We start from the raw sequence: 16,706 nt of genomic DNA, 5'->3' as shown, positions 1-16,706 counted from the left end.
AAACGGTCCATAATATGGAACAAAAAATCCTGGTAGCGGAAAGTAGCACCGCCGGCGCGCAAAGCGTGGATCGTGCACTTGGCCTGTTGAGCCGAATTGCACGCCAGACCGGAGGTAGTTCGCTTGCCGATTTGACAGAGCACTGTGGCTTGAACAAGCCCACTGCAAGACGGCTACTGCTGGCACTGATCAATGCAGGCATGGTAGAGCAGTCTCCTGCCAATCATTATTATCATTTAGGCCCAGAAGCCTATTTGTTGGGTCATCGAGCATCCGAACAGCACAACTTAATGCGCCTAGCGACGTGCAACGTCGCGCGGTTAGCGCAGTTGACCGAAGACGCTGCCTGCCTCTCTATTCGTCGTGGCCACTTTTCGCTGTGCCTTTATCGCGAAGATGGCGCTTACCCCATTCGTACCCATGCGCTTCAGCAAGGCGCCTATCATCCTCTAGGCGTAGGAGCTGGCTCTCTCGCCATGCTGGCCGCCCTACCCGACGATGAAATTGCCCACATTCTCGAGGCCCAGCGCACGCACCTCGAAGAGCATTATCCTCAGCTAATACCAACGCATTTATCTGCGCTGGTTAACCAAACCAGAGAGCAAGGATTTGCCATTAACCCCGGGCTGGTATTTACCGACTCCTGGGGCATTGGCATCGCCTTGCACTGGCCGGACGGCGTATTAGCAGGCTCGCTTTCGTTAGCGGCAATTGAAAGCCGGATGCAGGAACCTCGCAGGTCGCAAACCCTGGTGCCCAAATTACAAGAAGAGGCCTTAGCGATAGAACGTCTCTTAGCCGCAGAATTTTCAAGGCATCAAAAACCCTCCGCCCCCCTCGCCAGGAGCAAACAATGACAAAGGCACATATCGTCGGCTGGGCTCACTCCCCTTTTGGCAAATTACCCGAACCCGATACCGAAGCGCTTATGCAAGGCGTGGTTCAAGAGGCGCTCTGCCATGCTGGCGTTGAGCACAAAGACATAGACGGTATTTTCGTAGGCGTTTACAACAACGGATTCTCTGCTCAGGATTTCCAAGCAGCGCTTGTGGGCATGGGTGACGAGCGCTTTGCACATACGCCCGCCACACGTTATGAGAATGCATGCGCCACCGGAAGCGCAACGCTGCACGGAGCGCTCGATTTCATCGAGTCGGGCCGTGGGAAAATCGCCCTGGTCGTCGGTGCTGAAAAAATGTCGGCAACGCCGACCGCCGAGGTTGGCAACATCTTGCTAAGCGCCAGCTATCACCGTGAGGAAGCCAATATCGCCGGAGGCTTTGCGGGTGTTTTTGGCAAGATTGCCGAACGCTATTTCCAGACGTATGGAGATCGTTCGCAAGAGCTCGCCATGATTGCTGCGAAAAACCACGCCAATGGTGTGTTCAACCCCTATGCGCAAATGCGTAAGGATATCGGCGTCGACTTCTGCGCCACGGTTTCAGATCGCAACCCCATCGTTGCTGGCCCCCTGCGCCGTACCGACTGCTCTCTCATTTCTGATGGCGCAGCCGCTTTGATCGTTGCCGATGCCGAAACCGCTTCCCACTTAAAGCGTGCCATTGCTTTTCGCGCCCGCACACAGGCCAACGACCTCATGGCGCTTTCCAGACGCGACGTGTTGGCGTTCCGGGGAGCCGCCATGGCGTGGCAAAAAGCCCTCGCCAGCGCCGAGCTAGACATCATGGACCTATCCCTCGTAGAGACACACGACTGCTTCACCATCGCGGAGCTACTGGAGTACGAAGCGATGGGGCTGGCGCCAAAAGGCGAAGGTTACCGTGTCGTCCAAGAAGGGCTCACGCAAAAAGACGGCGCCTTGCCCATCAACCCCTCAGGCGGGCTCAAGTCAAAAGGCCATCCGATTGGCGCTACCGGTGTGTCCATGCACGTTATGGCCGCCATGCAGCTAATGGGAGAAGCCGATCAAATGCAGATTCCGAACGCGAGCCTGGCAGGTGTCTTTAACATGGGTGGAGCGGCGGTCGCCAACTACGTATCCATTCTGGAGCGCGTCAAATGAGCCAGCATGTACACACTAGCACGCTCCCCGTGTCCACTCGGGTCATGAACCTTTCTCACTTGCTGACAGAGAGTTCGCGTCGTCTTGCCGATGAGATTGGCTTCGCATGGGGTGATAGCACCTGGACATGGAAAGAGATGGAGGAGCGATCTCGGGCATTTGCGTACGCGCTAAGCCACGAATTGGGCCTTAAGAAGGGGGATCGTTTGCTGGTTCAGTCCTCCAACTGTAACCAGATGTTCGAAGCGATGTTTGCGTGCTGGCGAATCGGCGCCGTCTGGGTGCCGACCAACTACCGCCAGTCGCCGGACGAAGTGGCTTATCTTGCAAGCTCTTCTGGAGCCAGAGCCTTGCTATGCGGCGCCAGCTTTCCACAGCATGCCGCCGCTTGCGACTCTGTCGAGATAACCGTTTCGATTGGAAAAAGTGACTTCGCCATCGATTACGAAACGCTGATCACACGCTACTCAGGTCAAAACCTGGCAGCAGTCGATGTCGGGCGCGATGACCCCGCTTGGTTCTTCTTTACATCGGGTACCACAGGGCGCCCCAAAGCAGCCGTTTTGACCCATGGCCAAATGGCCTTCGTGATCACCAATCACCTTTGCGATTTAATGCCGGGAACCGGTCCTGAGGATGCATCGATTGTGGTTGCCCCGCTCTCCCATGGCGCTGGCGTTCATCAGCTTGCGCAAGTGGCGCACGGCGTCAAGACCATCCTCCCAGCCGAGGAAAAATTCGATCCTGCGACCATCTGGCGGCTCGTAGAGCAGTGGAAAGTGACCAACCTTTTTACCGTTCCCACCATCGTCAAAATGCTCATCGAGCATCCTAGTGTCAATCAGTACGACCACACCTCTTTACGTTATGTCATCTATGCAGGCGCGCCCATGTACCGGTCGGATCAGGTAAAGGCACTGGAAACGCTGGGCCCCGTTCTCGTTCAGTATTTCGGCCTGGGAGAAGTGACGGGCAACATCACGGTGCTTCCACCGGCCTTTCATCACATCGATGACAGTCACATGAAAATAGGTACCTGTGGCTTCGCGCGTACCGGCATTCAAGCACAGATTCAAGATAGTAACGGCGTCGAAGTTCCTGCGGGCGAAACAGGAGAGATTGCCGTTATCGGCCCAGCGGTATTTGCCGGGTATTATAATAATGATGAGGCCAACCAAAAGAGCTTTCGAAATGGCTGGTTTTTAACCGGCGACCTAGGCCATATGGATGACGAAGGATTCGTTTATCTGACAGGGCGGGTGTCCGATATGTATATCTCGGGCGGCTCAAACATTTACCCTCGAGAAATAGAAGAAAAGCTACTTAGCCACCCCGCCGTTTCCGAAACTGCCGTGCTGGGCGTACCGGACCCCGTGTGGGGCGAAGTTGGCATGGCCGTGTGTGTCTTTTACCCAGGCCAGCACGTCGAAATATCTTCGTTGAATGCATGGCTCAGCGAACGCGTGGCGCGCTATAAAGTGCCTAAAAGCTACGTTATCTGGAGCGAAATGCCCAAGACGGCTTACGGAAAAATAACGAAAAAACTCATTCGAGAAACGCTCATCGAGCGCGGCGAGCTAAAGGAGATCTCATGATCCCACTATCCAACCGCTCGACGAAGGCTGGCGCCATTCACCACCCAGGCACTCCAGCCCAGCACCGTTATCAAGCTCAGCATTGCTATACAAAGGAGCGAGACATCATCCTTGAAGGTGGCCAAACGCTGCACGATGCTATCGTTCACGCGCTTGAGAAACATGGCATTACAGCCGCCTATTTGACGATAAACGACGCCGCCATGGAAAGCCTGCACTTCGTAATGCCAGGCAATGACCCTAGCGGCGCACATGCTGCATGGTATAGCGATACCTATCGTTTATCGTCACCTGCAAAAATACTTACCGCGGGCGCGCACGTAGGCCTACGCGACGGCGAACCTTTCCTGCACTGCCACGGGACATGGCAACACGGCAAAGAGCCTATCATGGCGGGCCATCTCTTGGCGCCTGATTCACTATTAGCCACAGACGTTACGGCATCTTGTATCGCGATCGAAGGCGCTCACTTAGTCGTAACGCAGGATGAAGAAACTCGGTTTTCTCTTTTCGCTCCTTATGCGAACACGAATGACAGCACTTCATCGAAAGCTAACGCAATATTATTGACGCTACGTCCTAATCAGGACATCCATGAGGCGATAACATCCATTGCCGAGCTCCATGAGATACCTTCTGCGCAGGTATTGGGAATTGGCAGCCTCATCAACACCTGCTTTACCGATGGCATTCAACTTGAAAGCCATGCCAACGAAATACTGATACTCGATGGGCGGTTGGAATCTGGGCAGCTCTCCCTTCAAGCGCTCTCGGTAGGTATTGGGGGCGAACAGCACCAAGGAGAGCTGGCACCAGGATGTAACACCATCTGCGTAACGTGCGAGCTTCTGCTACGCTTTCCATAGCGAGCGCAGAGGCGCTAACGCTTTCCCTCGACCTTCGGTAATACGTGCCATGTTCAAACTTGTCATGCTTAAAAGAGCCGTTGCCCTAAGCGCTCTCATCTTCATGAGCGGTTGCAGTCAAGACAACGGCTCGGCCCCATCACCTACGGCTGATGCCGATCTTGCAACCGATCAGTGGATTGGCCGATGGACCGGGGTAGAGGGTTTGTATCTGGATATTAGCCAGAACGACGCGGCTGGCCCCGGCCATTATCTGCTGGAGATGCAGTACGGCCTAGACGCCGATCAAAGCGGCACCTTCGAAGGCCAAGCAACGGACGAAGGCATCAGCTTTACCCGCCATGATGGCTCATACCTGCTTCGCGCCGGTGATGGCGAGGCCACTGGTATGAAGTGGCTACTGGACAAAGAAGAGTGCTTGGTAGTGCAATCCGGTGAAGGCTATTGCCGCGACTGATCGGTGCCGTAATTAAAAGCGGCAAAAGACTATTCACTCGTCATCGCGACCAAACAGCCCGCTTTATCCAAGCTAAATTGAAGAAAATCTCGCGCCAGATAAAGCGAACCCGAATAGACGCTCTGGGCCTCGCGACGAATATCCTCAATGGAAGGCGATGCCTGAGGATGAAACTGGTAACGCGGGCTAAAGTGCGTCAGCACCAAATGGGGCACGCTAGCCGCCTCGGCAAACTCTCCAACGAGACTGGCGTAGCTGTGCCCCACTTCGCGCGCTTTCTCGGCCAGCGCTTGAGAATACGTCGCTTCATGTACCAGCACCTGCGCACCGATACACGCCTGCGCCAATAGCGCGGGGCGGTCGTTGTCTCCTGCGATCACGATCTTTCTAGGCGGGTGCTTTTGAATCAAATAGTCGCTGCTTCTCAAGCGCTTTCCAGCAAATTCGATATCGATGCCTTGCTTCACCTGCCCCCACAGCGCCCCACGGGGAATGCCATCGCGCTCGAGCTTGGCAGTATCCAGGTCGGCGGCGATGTTGATCTCAGTAAACGTGTAGGCGTAGCACGGCACCCGGTGCGAAAGCGTAAACGTCTCGACCTCCACTTGCTCAAAGGCCAAGCGGGGCAGCGTGCTTGCATCGACGAACTCGAGGGCAAAGGGCAACGCAAGCTCGGTAGCCGAAAAAGTCGTCTCGAGCCACGCTTTAATACCCTGAGATGCAACGATGGTCAGCGGCGCCGTGCGACCGCTCATCGCAGCACTAGCCAAAAGCCCCGGCAGCCCATAGCAGTGGTCACCGTGCACGTGGGTGATCAGTATTGCCTTCAAGGTATTGAGCGAAAGCGTGGTGCGCAACACCTGATGCTGCGTGCCCTCACCGCAGTCGATCAGATACCAGCCTTTCCCCTTGCTTTCGCGCAGGGCAATGCCGGAAACGTTTCGGCTTTTGGTGGGTACGCCAGCAGAGGTGCCAAGGAAGAGGAGGTTCATAGATTGTCGCTTTTCGACGGGATGTGCTCTATGCGCATGGGTTTCCATCCTAGGCTCAGCACGCTAATTACTCGTAGTGGCTCCAGAGGCGAAGGACCTTCACTACCCTCTCCTCCTCAAGCACTTGATACACAACACGATGTTGAATATTGATACGGCGGGAATACGCCCCCGAAAGATCACCGATCAGCTTTTCAAAAGGGGGCGGGGTGCGGTATGGGTCTTCCCCCAACAGCGCCAAAAGCTCCTGGGCTTTTGGCTTCAAACCACTGAAAGCCAGCTTCTTGGCATCCCTTTTTGAGCCTGTTTGGTATATACCAACCTCCACGTCACCAGTCGAGCTCCCCGTCGCAGTCACTGGTAGGCGTCAGCATTCCTTCACGAATAGATTCCCGCATGCCCGGCACAGAAAGCAGATAGATCGTTTCTTGAATAGCCGACCAATCCTCTTCACAAATTAATACGGCTTTGTTTCGCTTACCCATAATAACGATCGGCTGGTGAGACTCAGCCGCTTCATCGATCAAACGATACAGATTACTGCTCGCCTCAGTGGCGGTGATCCCGAGCATGATGCACCTCCTGCTTATTCAACTTCCAAGAAGTGTACGCCATTAGATACATACGTAAATACGAACGTTTTGTGCCCTCCCCCCAAATAACCCGCCTCATAGGGCGCGTAAGAGCGAGCTTTCTCTACGCAGCGTGACGATGGCTAATGGCGCATACGTCGAAATGCCGCACATGCGTATACAGTGCAAGTAACTACACTGGTAGGCACACTCACACTGTTTACAGGAAATATTCGTATGCCAGCCATCAACGAGAAAGTCTTCATCAGCCCCGCCCGCTACGTGCAGGGCGAAGGGGTGACCGCCCGTGCCGGGCATTACGTCTCCGCGCTGGGCAAGTCGGCGCTTTTGATCGCCGATGATGTGGTGTGGAAGATTGCGGGCGAGCAGCTAAGCGAGAGCTTGAAAGGGAGTGAGGTGCGCTTCGAGCGCGTGGCGTTCGAAGGCGAAGCCTCCACCCGCGAGATCGAGCGGCTCGCCGATCTTGGCCGCGAGCACGACGCCGACGTGGTGATCGGCTTTGGCGGCGGCAAGGCCATCGACACCGCCAAGGGCGTGGCCGAGCAGTTGAACGCGGCCTGCGCCGTACTGCCCACCACCGCCTCTACCGACGCGCCCACCAGCGCCCTGTCGGTGATCTACAGCGACGACGGCGAGTTCGAGTCCTACCGCTTCTACGACAAGAACCCCAATCTGGTGTTGGTGGATACCGCCATCATCTGCAAGGCGCCGCCGCGCTTTCTCGCCTCCGGCATTGCCGATGCCCTGGCCACCTGGGTCGAGGCGCGTGCCGCCATTCGCGCCAACGCCAATAACATGGCGGGCGGCAAGGCCACACTTCTGGGCGCGACCATCGGCGAGAAGTGCGAAGAGATCCTCTTCGAACATGCCCTGCTCGCCTATCAGGCCAACGAGGCGCAGATCGTCACGCCGTCATTCGAGGCGGTGGTGGAAGCCAACACGCTGCTCAGCGGCCTCGGCTTCGAGAGCGGGGGCCTCGCCGGGGCACACGCCATTCACAACGGCTTCACCGCTCTGCACGGCGAGATCCACAACCTGACCCACGGCGAAAAAGTCGCCTATGGCACCGTCGCTCAGCTGATTCTGGACCAGACGCCCCAAGCGGAGCTGGAAGAGTATCTGGAGCTTTACCTGGCGCTCGGCCTGCCCATCACGCTCAAGGCACTCAAGCTCGACCAGGCAAGCGACGACGACCTCTACCGCGTCGCCGAAGCCGCCCTTAAAGAAGGCGAATCGAGCCACAACCTAGCTTACGAGCTAACGCCGCAGCAGGTTGTCCACGCCATCAAGGCGGTGGATGTGCACGCACGGGCGTTCATGGAAAAGGTGGGGCTGAGCGAGTAATAGAAAACGGCGAAGCGCTTTGGCGCTTCGCCGTTGATGTTCCACTCGATCTTTTTTCTACATCAGGATGGCCAAATGCTAAAGCCGCTGCATCGATGCTTGCACCGCGACACCTCAAGCTGCCTCGAAATCCAGAGGATGAACGTTATCGAGGTTGACCGTGCCACGCGCGACCCACAGATCATACATATCCTGCATTGCTAGCCAACTTTCAGGCGTACGCCCAAGCACCTTGGACAAACGCAGCGACATTTCTGGGCTGATACCGCTATTGCCCTTTAGCAGCCGAGACAGCGTGGAAGGTGAAACGCCCAAACTTGCCGCCAACTGACGAGAACTGATGTCGAAAGGCTCCAGATAGACCTCAAGAATGAACTCACCAGGATGCGGCGGATGATGCATCGTCATTAGTGATAATCCTCATAATCAAGAATATGGGCATTGCCGTCCTTGAATTCGAACGTCATTCGCCAATTACCGTTGACACGAATCGACCAACGCCCCTTTTCTTTCCCCTTCAATGGATGAAGCCGAAAGCCAGGGATATCCATGTCGTCCACCGTGACCGCCGTTTCGAGAGCAGCTAATTGCATGCGCAGCTTTTTCGCGTGATCAGGCTGTATACCAGATGTCTGGCCGGTCTTATAAAATACCCATGCAACGTAACGATTCAATCACGAGCAACCTAAGACCTTCTCTTTCGTCGTACGATAAACACTGTCCAAGTGAGCAAGCATTGCTCTCTCGGCGGCATCAGGATCACCTCGTTTTAAGGCATCTACAATATGTATGTGCTCTTGATAACTTTTCTCGATATTACCCTCTTCGACCATTACCTGACGGCGAATATTAAGCCCATAGCCGTATAGCTCCTCTGCATAGCGCAGCAACAATGAATTATCAGCGTACTCTGAAATAAGCTTGTGAAACCCCTGATCCGATAACTGAAAGGAAACAGGAGAAGTAAAAAGATGGCTCTGCGCTTCAAGCATTCGCTCTAGTTTCTGAATACCCACCCGATCTATCCTGGAGGCAGTTCGTCTAGCAACCGCCGCTTCCACCACAATACGGCTTTCGAAAACGCTGTCGACATCAAAGTGTTCCATATCGCTTGTTCTGGCTGCTTCAAACGTGTCCGTAAAGCGTGCGAGCGCATCTTCACTAGCCCTTATCCGTGTTTTGCTGCCGTGGGAAACACTGATGAGATCGTAGGCAGCCAACTGTGTCAGCGCACCACGAACGGTTTCACGACTCACCTCGAACAGTTGCGCCAATTCGCGTTCGCTAGGTAGCAAATCGCCTTCCCTCAGCAGCCCTGTGATCAGCATGTCGATCAGCTTTTCAACCAAAACTTCTTTTTTTGTCTTATTTTTCAATGCTTTTTCAAAAGCAAATGCAGAATTTTTCATTAAACGATACTCCAAGCAACTGGTACATACAATAGACCAGAAAACAAAGGACATCTATACAAATTGCCGCCTAGACGTTCGTCTAAATTCCTTCAATAGTGCTTGAAATGACGTTGCAGTAAATCTAAATTCCACACAACTGGTATGGTAAACCAACCAGCAGACCAGATCATTCAAGCTATTCAACAACAATGAGGTCGCTTACATGCTTAAATACTCAATGGCCGTTTCCACTCTTGCCATCGCGCTACTGGCCGGGCAAGCCCAAGCCAATCCAGAAAAAATCGTGTTTGCCATCGGAGGGTCTCCCCAAAGCTTGCAGGGGCAGACGGCTCAAGAATTCATCAACCAGTTGGAACAACGCCTAGGCGATAACCTGGAAGTGGAGTATTACGACAGCGGCCAGTTAGGTGACGAGAGGCAGCTCATTCAACGACTCCGTTTGGGTACCGTGGATCTCGCCGCCATCTCCTCCATCATGTCGTCTGTAGCGCCTGAGTTTGCGATTTTCGACTTACCTTATTTGGTCAAAGATCGCGATCACTTAAAGCGCATTGACGAAGAAATCATCATGACTGACTTAGCCGCTAGCGCCGAGCAGCGAAACCTCAACATCATTTCCACCTGGGAAAATGGTTTCCGGCAGATCACGAATAGCCGTCGCGCCATCACGACGCCTAGTGATCTTGATGGTCTGAGAATTCGTACACCACAAAGCGATTGGCGTACGCGCATGTTCTCTACCTGGGGGGCAAACCCAACCCCCATGGCGTTTTCGGAAGTGTTCGTGGGGCTACAAACTGGCGTCATCGATGGTCAAGAAAACCCGCTCAGCAACATCTATGGCGCTCGCCTACACGAGGTACAAGAGTATCTATCTCTTTCCAATCACGTTTATACCCCTATTTGGCTAACCGCCGGACAGCAAAGCTGGGATCAGTATTCCGATGAAGTGCGCGAGGCGATCAGCGAAGCGGCAGCCGAGACGCAAGCGTGGGCATTTGCCAAGGGAGCAGAGCTCGACGACGAACTTATCGAGACGATGCGTGATGCTGGTATCGCCATCAATAGCGTTGACCGCGACGCCTTCATACAGGCCAGTAATCCTGTGTATGAGGCATTTGCTGAACAAGTGGAAGGTGGTCAGGCGTTAGTAGACCGTGCGGCCTCCTTGGCAGACCAATAAAACCTTCGCGGCTAACCCTCATGCATTCAACTGGGATGCGCGTTTTCATTCATCAGTAATGGGGCAGTTCATGGTACTGATTCATCACACGCGGGCTTGGCTAGAGCGGCTATTGGAAGTTTTCACCGTCTTCTTACTGCTTGCACTAACTTTCATCGTTTTGGCTGCCGTCGCATTTCGCACCTTAGGGAGTTCGCTGGCATGGTACGACGAAGTGGCTTCTATCGGGCTCGCCTGGCTAAGCTTCTACGGTGCCAACCTAGCGGCGATCAAGCGGGCCCATATGGGCTTTCCAGGCCTTGTCAGCAGTGCCCCTGCCCCGTTGCGCGCGGCCTTGTTCGTCCTGAGCGAAATCATCGTCATTGGCTTCTTCGTCGTGATTGCCTATTACGGGTACCACGTCCTCGAGATTCTGGCTTGGGATCATCTGGTGTCGTTGCCCAGCGTAAGTCTTACGATCACCCAATCGGTCATTCCTATCAGCGCGGTCCTGTTCATTTTATGTGAGCTTTTATCACTGCCCAGCGCCTGGCAGAAAATGCGCACTGGCATTGATAGCGAGCAAGAAGCCATTGAAGAGGCCATCCGCCTAGCCGAGGAAGATCTTAAGGAGAGTCGGACATGATTCTATTGATCGTTATCTCCGCTCTGTTTGCGCTAGTGCTGATCAATGTACCCATCGCAATTGCCATTGGGGCCGTAGGGGTCGTCGGTGTCTATATCAATATGGGGCCACAGCATCTTCTCAACATACCACTGACCCTGTTTAACGGCGCCACCAACTTTCCTCTTATTGCTATCCCGCTGTTTATTTTTGCAGGCGCGCTAATGAACACATCCGGCATTTCGACGCGGCTGATTAATCTGGTGACCGCGATGGTGGGCTTCGTGCGGGGCGGATTAGCCATGGTCAATGTCGGGGTATCGATGTTCTTTGCTGAAATCTCAGGCTCTGCCGTAGCCGATGTCGCGGCCACAGGGTCGATACTGATTCCCGAGATGAAGCGTAAACAGTATAACCCCGAGTTCTCAGCGGCGATCACGTCCTCATCGGCTTCACTGGCGGTCATTATTCCACCATCGCTGTCGATGATTCTGTACGGCGCTATCGCGGAAGTTTCCATTGTTCAACTGTTTGTCGCGGGGATCATTCCTGGACTTCTGGGCGGCTTTGGCCTGGCCTGCTTCTGCTATTACTACGCAGTCAAATACGACCTCCCTCGGGAAGCGGCCTTCTCGTTGAGCCGCTTGGGAAAAGCATTCAAAGAGGCCTCCTGGGCACTCTTACTGCCCGTCATCATTCTCGGTGGCATCTTCGGCGGCTTTGTCACAGCGACGGAAGGGGCCGGCATAGCGGTATTAGCCGCGCTGTTGATTGGTGGGCTGATTTATCGAGAACTCAACCTCAAGGTGCTATACCGCGCAGTGACGGATGGTGTCATCCAGACATCGGTGGTGATGCTGCTGGTCGCGACCTCCGCCGTGCTAGGGCTTTTTCTGACCGAAATGCAACTCCCGCAACAGTTGGCAGCGCAAATCACCACGCTAACGGAAAACCCCGTCGCGGTATTGGCCCTGCTCAATATATTGCTCCTGCTCCTCGGTATGTTTTTACACGGTGCGGCGGCCATCATTCTGGTCGTCCCCATCGTCATGCCGTTGGTGATGCAAGTTGGCATCGACCCCATTCATTTTGGCTTGATTCTGACCCTCAACCTTGCTATTGGCCAGCAAACACCCCCTGTTGCCTCAGTGCTCGCCACCGCGTGCTCGATCGCTAAAACCGATATGTGGAATACCACACGCGTCAACTTACCGATGATCGGCGTGCTGTTCATCGTACTGCTGCTGGTGACCTACGTGCCGGTCATTCCGCTTTTCCTCGTTGATTTGTTTTATTGATTCTCGTTGATACCGATCCGTTAGGAGCATTACATGAAAGACGCACAACCTGTCATTGCCGTGATTTTAGGTGACCCTGCGGGCATTGGCTCTGAACTCATCGCCAAGCTATTCAATGAAGCCGCGCTGTTCGAGGGTGTCCACACGGTGCTACTGGGGGATCGCTGGCTATGGCAAGAAGGCCAGCGTGTGGCGGGTATCCGCCACCAGCTACCTGAAATTCAAGAGTTCAACCAAGCGCGTCAACACGCTGGCCCGGTATTCTTACCCATGGAGACCGTTGCTGAAGGTGACGTTAGCTATGCACGAGAATCTGCCGCAGGTGGTGCCTCGACATTGGCCCTCTTGACCCGCTGCATGGATGCGGCACTGGCCAACGAAGTGGACGCCATTTGCTTTGCACCGCTGAACAAGCTGTCGATGAAAAAAGGCGGATTGGCTTATGAAGATGAACTGCACTTCTTTGCCAACCACCTGAATGTTCAAGATTACTTCTGCGAATTTAATACGCTGGGCAGCCTATGGACGGCACGCATTTCTTCACACGTGCCGCTGAAAGATGCCGCCGAATACATCACCGAAGAGCGGATCATCGCAGCTAGTCGTTTAATGTACGACGCACTTCAACTCGCCGGCACCCGTGAGCCACGCGTGGCCGTAGCCGCATTTAACCCTCATGCAGGCGAGGGCGGTACCTGTGGACGCGAAGAAATCGAGATCATTACACCAGCCGTCGAAGCCTGCCGCGCTCAAGGCTACCCCATCAGTGGCCCATTCCCTGCCGATACCATCTTCCTTAAAGCCAGAGACGGCGAATACGACGCCATCGTTACCATGTACCACGACCAGGGCCAAATCGCGATCAAGCTCATGGGCTTCATGGATGGGGTGACGGTTCAGGGTGGCTTACCGATTCCCATCACCACACCGGCTCATGGCACGGCCTTCGACATTGCGGGGCAGGGTAAAGCCAACGTCAACCCCACCCGCAATGCCTTTCTCATCGCTTGTGAAATGGGCAAAAACCTTCGCCAACAGCGCCTTAACGCTAGCGCCTAATCGATTATCTAACTCAGGATAAACATAATGAAAATCACCAATGTCCGCACCCGTGTCTTCGAATGGAAAGGGCACACCGTACCTGCCCAGCCTCATTTCTGCTCCAATGCCATGGACGAACTCTGGGACAAAAGCGATTCCATGGGCACGTTCCGCTTTCACGGCTGGACGGTGGTCGAGATTGGAACCGATAACGGCATCGTAGGGCTGGGAAATGTGGCGCTAGCACCGCGCATTGCCAAAGCCATCATCGACCAGTACCTCGCTCCGTTAGTGATCGGCCAAGACCCTTTCGACTACGAATACCTCTGGCAACGCATGTATCGCTCGACGCATGCCTGGGGCCGCAAAGGCATCGGTATGGCGGCGATTTCCGGTGTCGATATCGCCCTCTGGGACATCATGGGGAAAGCCGTTAACAAGCCTGTCTTTAAACTACTCGGCGGCCGCACCAAAGAGAAGATTCCTTGCTACGCCTCCAAGCTTTACCGTACCGATCTCAACAGCATGCAGGAAGAAGCTCAGTCTTACCTCGACCAAGGCTTTCAGGCGATGAAAATGCGCTTTGGCTATGGCCCAAAAGACGGGCCTGCGGGTATGCGTGAAAACCTCAATAGTGTCGCGGCAGTACGAGAGGTCATTGGTGACGATATCGACTTGATGCTCGAGTGCTACATGGGCTGGAACCTCGAATACGCCAAACGCATGCTTCCGCGATTAGAGCGTTTTCAGCCGCGTTGGCTTGAAGAGCCGGTGCTGGCCGATGATATCGATGGCTACGCCGAGCTTAACCGCCTCACCAGCATCCCGATTTCTGGCGGTGAGCACGAGTTCACTTCTTACGGTTTTCGACAGCTACTGGAAAAGCGTGCCGTCTCCGTCATTCAGTATGACACCAATCGGGTGGGCGGCATTACCGCAGCGCACAAGATCAATGCCATTGCCGAGTCGTTTAGCGTGCCGGTCATCCCCCATGCCGGCCAGATGCATAACTATCACTTGACCATGTCGACACTGGCATCCCCCATGTCGGAGTTCTTCCCTGTGCATGACGTCGAGATTGGTAACGAGCTGTTCTACTACCTGTTTGAGGGTGACCCTGAGCCGGTCAATGGTTTTATCGACCTTGACGACAATACGCCCGGCCTCGGTTTGAAGCTCAATGAGCGCTATTTCGATCAGTTCAACATTACCGAATAAGCATCGAACGAGAGTCTTCATCATGCGAATTGTACAAGTCAAAACTTCCCGCGGCGTGCGCGCCGCGGTGGTCGAAAGCCCCATCCAGCTTCGGCTGATTGATTACCCCGGCGGCACCTATGAGTTGGCGCAGGCGGCTCTCGCAGCGGGAGCGTCTCTGGTCGAGTTCATTGAGTGCCATCGTAGCCATGAACTGCTGGATTACCATCAAACGCTGGACATGGGTTTACTACTGCCTCCGGTCACTCACCCCGATCCTGCTCACTGCTACGTCACCGGTACCGGCTTGACTCATCTGGGCAGTGCCGACACACGCTCAGCCATGCATGCCAAAGCTCAGCTGAGCGATGATGAGCTGACCGACTCTATGCGCATGTTCAATATGGGGGTGGAAGGCGGAAAACCTCTTCCCGGCAAAGAGGGTGCCCAGCCCGAATGGTTCTATAAAGGCGATGGCAGCATTGTCGTCGCACCAGAGAGCCCCTTTGCCGTGCCGTCTTTCGCCCAAGACGCTGGCGAAGAGCCTGAGCTCGTTGGCATTTACATCAATGCGAATGACGGAACGCCTTTCCGGCTGGGCTATGCGGTGGGCAACGAGTTTTCCGATCATGTCACCGAGCGCGCCAACTACCTGTGGCTAGCTCACTCCAAGCTACGCGCCTGCAGCTTTGGCCCCGAATTACTGCTAGGAGAGCTGCCCGACCATTTAGAAGGCACAAGCCGCATCGTGCGTGACGGCCAAACGCTTTGGGAAAAACCGTTTCTCACCGGCGAAGCCAACATGGCGCACAGCCTATCCAATTTGGAACATCACCACTTTAAATACCCACAGTTCCGTCAACCAGGCGATGTCCATGTGCATTATTTCGGCACTGCCACACTCAGCTTTGCGGACGGCATTCGCGTACAAGACGGTGACCGCTTTGAAATTGAGTTACCCGCGCTTGGCCGTGCGCTGCGCAATCCGGTCAAGTTCACGAAAGACGAAGCTATAAACCTACAGCACGTGCGTCCTTTATAAAAACAATACTTCGAAACGAAGACTATCGTCATGACAACTAAAAAAATATTCGTAACCGGCATCTTGGCCACAGCATTGTCGGTGGTCATGTTTTCTCCGCTCAGTGACGCGCAAGCGGCTACTACCTTAACGCTGGCTCATGCCCACCCAGTAGAGGACTCTCAGCACTTGGCGGCGATGCGGTTTGCCGAGCGCGTCAAAGAGCTTAGCGGCGACGAAATCACTATTCGGGTATTCCCGAACGGACAACTTGGCAATGATCAGGCCATGATCGCCGGTGTTCGTGGTGGCACCATCGATATCGAGTTATCGGGCAACCCGTACTTCAGTGGCCTAGTGAGCGAACTCAATGTGCTGGATCTTCCGTTTTTATTCGATGATTACGAACAAGCCTATCGAGTACTCGATGGGGACGTTGGCCAGGGCTTGTTATCACGCATGCGTGAACAAGATTTAGAAGGGCTCGCCTTCTGGGAAATTGGCTTTCGCAATCTGACCAACTCGCGCCGTGCCATCGAGTCGGCAGACGATATTAAAGGACTGAAATTAAGAACCACGCCCAATCCTGCCCATATCGCGGCGTTTGAGGCCTTGGGCGCCAACCCAATACCGATGCCTTTTGCCGAGCTATTTACGGCCCTTGAAACGGGCACCGTAGACGGTCAGGAAAACCCCGTCAGTTTAATTCGCTCGGCCAGCCTGGCTGATGTTCAAGACCACCTGTCATTAACCGCCCATGCCTACACGGCGGCGCCCTTGGTCATGAATAAAAATCGCTTCGATAGTCTCACTGACGAACAGCAGCAGCTACTGCGCGATGAGGCCCAAGAGGCAGCTCGATACCAGCGACAGCTTAACCAAGAGCGTATCTCCATCGACTTGGAGTTTCTCCGCCAGCAGGGCATGCAGGTCGTCGAGCAACCAGACCGCGCGTCCATGCGCGATAGGGTCGCAGACGCGGTTCGCAGCGAATTTACTGCTCAGCACGGTAGCGAGCTCGTCGAGGCAGTTGAGCGCGCAAAAACGGCGAATTAGCCCTCGCCTAATGGCGGCGTATCA

The 16,706-nt window shown here is 54.6% G+C and carries 18 protein-coding genes and 1 pseudogene; 13 read left to right on the top strand and 6 right to left on the bottom strand.

Going from position 1 to position 16,706, the window contains the following annotated elements:
- Positions 1–14: 14 nt before the first annotated feature.
- Genes LLY24_RS17885 through LLY24_RS17865 form a run of 5 tightly spaced genes read left to right on the top strand, consistent with a single transcriptional unit; the run spans position 15 to position 4,941 of the window.
- Positions 15–857 (top strand): IclR family transcriptional regulator, encoded by an 843-nt coding sequence (locus LLY24_RS17885; protein ID WP_259037676.1) that lies wholly within the window; start codon positions 15–17, stop codon positions 855–857.
- A complete protein-coding gene (locus LLY24_RS17880; RefSeq protein WP_259037675.1) occupies positions 854–2,023 on the top strand; it encodes an acetyl-CoA acetyltransferase in 1,170 nt (389 codons plus the stop codon). The genes LLY24_RS17885 and LLY24_RS17880 overlap by 4 nt, the downstream gene beginning before the upstream one ends.
- On the top strand, positions 2,020–3,618 hold the full coding sequence (locus LLY24_RS17875; protein WP_259037674.1) for an acyl-CoA synthetase: 1,599 nt from the start codon (positions 2,020–2,022) through the stop codon (positions 3,616–3,618). Before LLY24_RS17880 ends, LLY24_RS17875 begins: the two co-directional genes overlap by 4 nt.
- Entirely contained in the window at positions 3,615–4,484 is an 870-nt protein-coding gene (locus tag LLY24_RS17870) for a PCC domain-containing protein (RefSeq protein WP_259037673.1), read from the top strand. Before LLY24_RS17875 ends, LLY24_RS17870 begins: the two co-directional genes overlap by 4 nt.
- Before the next feature lie 49 nt (positions 4,485–4,533).
- Positions 4,534–4,941, top strand: a complete 408-nt coding sequence (locus LLY24_RS17865) for a hypothetical protein (RefSeq protein ID WP_259037672.1) — start codon at positions 4,534–4,536, stop codon at positions 4,939–4,941.
- A gap of 29 nt (positions 4,942–4,970) precedes the next feature.
- On the opposite strand, the gene LLY24_RS17860 is transcribed toward LLY24_RS17865, so the two are convergent.
- The 3 genes and pseudogenes from LLY24_RS17860 to LLY24_RS17850 all read right to left on the bottom strand — a co-directional run bounded on the left by LLY24_RS17860 (position 4,971) and on the right by LLY24_RS17850 (position 6,505).
- On the bottom strand, positions 4,971–5,933 hold the full coding sequence (locus LLY24_RS17860) for a ribonuclease Z (RefSeq protein WP_259037671.1): 963 nt from the start codon (positions 5,931–5,933) through the stop codon (positions 4,971–4,973).
- Between the two features lie 67 nt (positions 5,934–6,000).
- Positions 6,001–6,266, bottom strand: a pseudogene (locus LLY24_RS17855) (Txe/YoeB family addiction module toxin).
- Positions 6,263–6,505 carry a type II toxin-antitoxin system Phd/YefM family antitoxin gene (locus LLY24_RS17850; protein ID WP_259037670.1) on the bottom strand — a complete coding sequence of 81 codons (243 nt, stop codon included), beginning with the start codon at positions 6,503–6,505 and terminating at the stop codon, positions 6,263–6,265. Before LLY24_RS17850 ends, LLY24_RS17855 begins: the two are co-directional and overlap by 4 nt.
- A 237-nt stretch (positions 6,506–6,742) precedes the next feature.
- Here LLY24_RS17850 and LLY24_RS17845 point away from each other — a divergent pair, with 237 nt between their 5' ends.
- Positions 6,743–7,870 carry a glycerol dehydrogenase gene (locus LLY24_RS17845; protein ID WP_259037669.1) on the top strand — a complete coding sequence of 376 codons (1,128 nt, stop codon included), beginning with the start codon at positions 6,743–6,745 and terminating at the stop codon, positions 7,868–7,870.
- A gap of 114 nt (positions 7,871–7,984) precedes the next feature.
- Here LLY24_RS17845 and LLY24_RS17840 read toward each other — a convergent pair whose 3' ends face one another.
- From LLY24_RS17840 to LLY24_RS17830, 3 genes are read right to left on the bottom strand one after another with little or no spacing between them, the layout of a single operon-like run.
- Positions 7,985–8,278 carry a HigA family addiction module antitoxin gene (locus tag LLY24_RS17840; protein ID WP_259037668.1) on the bottom strand — a complete coding sequence of 98 codons (294 nt, stop codon included), beginning with the start codon at positions 8,276–8,278 and terminating at the stop codon, positions 7,985–7,987.
- The gene (locus tag LLY24_RS17835) at positions 8,278–8,544 is read right to left on the bottom strand and encodes a type II toxin-antitoxin system RelE/ParE family toxin (RefSeq protein ID WP_259037667.1); all 267 of its coding nucleotides are present in this window, start codon (positions 8,542–8,544) and stop codon (positions 8,278–8,280) included. Before LLY24_RS17835 ends, LLY24_RS17840 begins: the two co-directional genes overlap by 1 nt.
- Entirely contained in the window at positions 8,545–9,279 is a 735-nt protein-coding gene (locus tag LLY24_RS17830; protein WP_259037666.1) for a FadR/GntR family transcriptional regulator, read from the bottom strand.
- Positions 9,280–9,484: 205 nt separating this feature from the next.
- Here LLY24_RS17830 and LLY24_RS17825 point away from each other — a divergent pair, with 205 nt between their 5' ends.
- The 7 genes from LLY24_RS17825 to LLY24_RS17795 all read left to right on the top strand — a co-directional run bounded on the left by LLY24_RS17825 (position 9,485) and on the right by LLY24_RS17795 (position 16,682).
- Positions 9,485–10,465, top strand: a complete 981-nt coding sequence (locus LLY24_RS17825; protein ID WP_259037665.1) for a TRAP transporter substrate-binding protein — start codon at positions 9,485–9,487, stop codon at positions 10,463–10,465.
- A 70-nt stretch (positions 10,466–10,535) separates the two neighbouring features.
- Positions 10,536–11,090 (top strand): TRAP transporter small permease, encoded by a 555-nt coding sequence (locus LLY24_RS17820; protein WP_259037664.1) that lies wholly within the window; start codon positions 10,536–10,538, stop codon positions 11,088–11,090.
- A complete protein-coding gene (locus LLY24_RS17815; RefSeq protein ID WP_259037663.1) occupies positions 11,087–12,367 on the top strand; it encodes a TRAP transporter large permease in 1,281 nt (426 codons plus the stop codon). Before LLY24_RS17820 ends, LLY24_RS17815 begins: the two co-directional genes overlap by 4 nt.
- A gap of 33 nt (positions 12,368–12,400) precedes the next feature.
- On the top strand, positions 12,401–13,426 hold the full coding sequence (locus LLY24_RS17810; protein WP_259037662.1) for a 4-hydroxythreonine-4-phosphate dehydrogenase PdxA: 1,026 nt from the start codon (positions 12,401–12,403) through the stop codon (positions 13,424–13,426).
- A gap of 27 nt (positions 13,427–13,453) precedes the next feature.
- Complete coding sequence (locus LLY24_RS17805; protein WP_259037661.1) at positions 13,454–14,626, top strand: L-rhamnonate dehydratase; 1,173 nt, start codon at positions 13,454–13,456, stop codon at positions 14,624–14,626.
- Between the two features lie 22 nt (positions 14,627–14,648).
- On the top strand, positions 14,649–15,647 hold the full coding sequence (gene araD1, locus LLY24_RS17800) for an AraD1 family protein (protein ID WP_259037660.1): 999 nt from the start codon (positions 14,649–14,651) through the stop codon (positions 15,645–15,647).
- A 30-nt stretch (positions 15,648–15,677) separates the two neighbouring features.
- The gene (locus LLY24_RS17795) at positions 15,678–16,682 is read left to right on the top strand and encodes a TRAP transporter substrate-binding protein (RefSeq protein ID WP_259037659.1); all 1,005 of its coding nucleotides are present in this window, start codon (positions 15,678–15,680) and stop codon (positions 16,680–16,682) included.
- Positions 16,683–16,706: the final 24 nt, after the last annotated feature.

It is taken from the genome of Halomonas dongshanensis, assembly GCF_024790395.1.
Classification (GTDB): Bacteria; Pseudomonadota; Gammaproteobacteria; order Pseudomonadales; family Halomonadaceae; genus Vreelandella; species Vreelandella dongshanensis.
Note: the sequence above shows the minus strand (reverse complement) of the source record. Positions and strands in the feature narration are given on the sequence as shown.

Bases quoted from the DNA above. Each gene is read 5' to 3' on its own strand.
- LLY24_RS17830 (WP_259037666.1), bottom strand. From the start codon at position 9,279: ATGAAAAATTCTGCATTTGCTTTTGAAAAAGCATTGAAAAATAAGACA.
- LLY24_RS17850 (WP_259037670.1), bottom strand. From the start codon at position 6,505: ATGCTCGGGATCACCGCCACTGAGGCGAGCAGTAATCTGTATCGTTTG.
- LLY24_RS17815 (WP_259037663.1), top strand. From the start codon at position 11,087: ATGATTCTATTGATCGTTATCTCCGCTCTGTTTGCGCTAGTGCTGATC.
- LLY24_RS17880 (WP_259037675.1), top strand. From the start codon at position 854: ATGACAAAGGCACATATCGTCGGCTGGGCTCACTCCCCTTTTGGCAAA.
- LLY24_RS17845 (WP_259037669.1), top strand. From the start codon at position 6,743: ATGCCAGCCATCAACGAGAAAGTCTTCATCAGCCCCGCCCGCTACGTG.
- LLY24_RS17805 (WP_259037661.1), top strand. From the start codon at position 13,454: ATGAAAATCACCAATGTCCGCACCCGTGTCTTCGAATGGAAAGGGCAC.
- LLY24_RS17875 (WP_259037674.1), top strand. From the start codon at position 2,020: ATGAGCCAGCATGTACACACTAGCACGCTCCCCGTGTCCACTCGGGTC.
- LLY24_RS17810 (WP_259037662.1), top strand. From the start codon at position 12,401: ATGAAAGACGCACAACCTGTCATTGCCGTGATTTTAGGTGACCCTGCG.
- LLY24_RS17870 (WP_259037673.1), top strand. From the start codon at position 3,615: ATGATCCCACTATCCAACCGCTCGACGAAGGCTGGCGCCATTCACCAC.
- LLY24_RS17820 (WP_259037664.1), top strand. From the start codon at position 10,536: ATGGTACTGATTCATCACACGCGGGCTTGGCTAGAGCGGCTATTGGAA.
- LLY24_RS17840 (WP_259037668.1), bottom strand. From the start codon at position 8,278: ATGACGATGCATCATCCGCCGCATCCTGGTGAGTTCATTCTTGAGGTC.
- LLY24_RS17865 (WP_259037672.1), top strand. From the start codon at position 4,534: ATGTTCAAACTTGTCATGCTTAAAAGAGCCGTTGCCCTAAGCGCTCTC.
- LLY24_RS17825 (WP_259037665.1), top strand. From the start codon at position 9,485: ATGCTTAAATACTCAATGGCCGTTTCCACTCTTGCCATCGCGCTACTG.
- LLY24_RS17885 (WP_259037676.1), top strand. From the start codon at position 15: ATGGAACAAAAAATCCTGGTAGCGGAAAGTAGCACCGCCGGCGCGCAA.
- araD1 (WP_259037660.1), top strand. From the start codon at position 14,649: ATGCGAATTGTACAAGTCAAAACTTCCCGCGGCGTGCGCGCCGCGGTG.
- LLY24_RS17860 (WP_259037671.1), bottom strand. From the start codon at position 5,933: ATGAACCTCCTCTTCCTTGGCACCTCTGCTGGCGTACCCACCAAAAGC.
- LLY24_RS17795 (WP_259037659.1), top strand. From the start codon at position 15,678: ATGACAACTAAAAAAATATTCGTAACCGGCATCTTGGCCACAGCATTG.